General features: G+C 74.8%; 1 pseudogene. It reads right to left on the reverse strand.

The window, feature by feature from the left end:
* Positions 1–959 (reverse strand): annotated as a pseudogene (locus ACX9NE_RS29310) (hypothetical protein); the annotation flags it as partial.
* Between the last annotated feature and the right edge of the window lie 52 nt (positions 960–1,011).

Consider the following 1,011-nt stretch of genomic DNA (forward strand, 5'->3'; position numbering starts at 1 on the left):
AAGGCTGCGTTGAGGTTGGCGGCCAGGGTGGCGCCGGCGTTGAGCAGGGTGTTCAGGCCGGCTTGCAGGGCGGGAGCGCCGGTCAGGGCGGCGGTCAGGGCGGCGGTGAAGGCCCCGGACAGGGCGCCCAGGGAGGCCTGTAGGGCGGGCAGGCTGCCCGAGAACGCCGCGGCCAGGGTGGCCGAGAGCGCGGCGTTGAGGGCGGGCAGGGTGGCGGTGAAGCTGGCCGACAATGCCGGCAGGGCGCCGGTGAGGGTGGCGGCCAGGTTCTGGCCGGCGCTGATCAACGCGGTCAGGCCCGCTTGCAGGGCCGGGGCCCCGACCAGGGCGGCGTTCAGGGCGGCCTGGAACGCGCTGTTGAGGGCGCCCAGGGAGGCCTGGAACGCCGGCAGGCTGCCCGACAGGGCGGCGGTGATCGCCCCGGTGAACGCCGCCGAGAGGGTGGGCAGGGTGGCCCCGAAGGCCCCCGACAGTTGCGCGGCCAGCCCCGGGAAGGCCCCGGTGAGGGTGGCGGCCAGGTTTTGGCCGGCGCTGAGCAACGCGGTCAGGCCCGCTTGCAGGGCCGGGGCCCCGGCGAACGCCGCACTCAGCGCGGCCTGGAACGCCCCATTGAGCGCGCCCAGGGAGGCCTGGAACGCCGGCAGGCTGCCCGACAGGGCGGCGGTGATCGCCCCGGTGAACGCCGCCGACAGCGTCGGCAGGGTGGCCCCGAACGCCCCCGAGAGCTGCGCAGCCAACCCCGGCAACCCGGCAGTGAACGTCGCCGCCAGCTGCTGGCCGGCGTTGAGCAACGCGTTCAACGCCCCCGACACCGCCGGAGCCCCGGCGAACGCCGCACTCAACGCCGCCTGCAACGCCCCATTGAGCGCACCCAACGACGCCTGGAACGCCGGCAGGCTGCCCGACAACGCCGCACTCAGCGCACCCTGGAACGCGGTGTTAATCGCCCCCAGACTCACCGACAACCCCGGCAAACTCCCCGACAACGCCGCAGTAAGCGCCGCCGAAAGG

Source organism: Mycobacterium sp. ML4 (genome assembly GCF_054515735.1).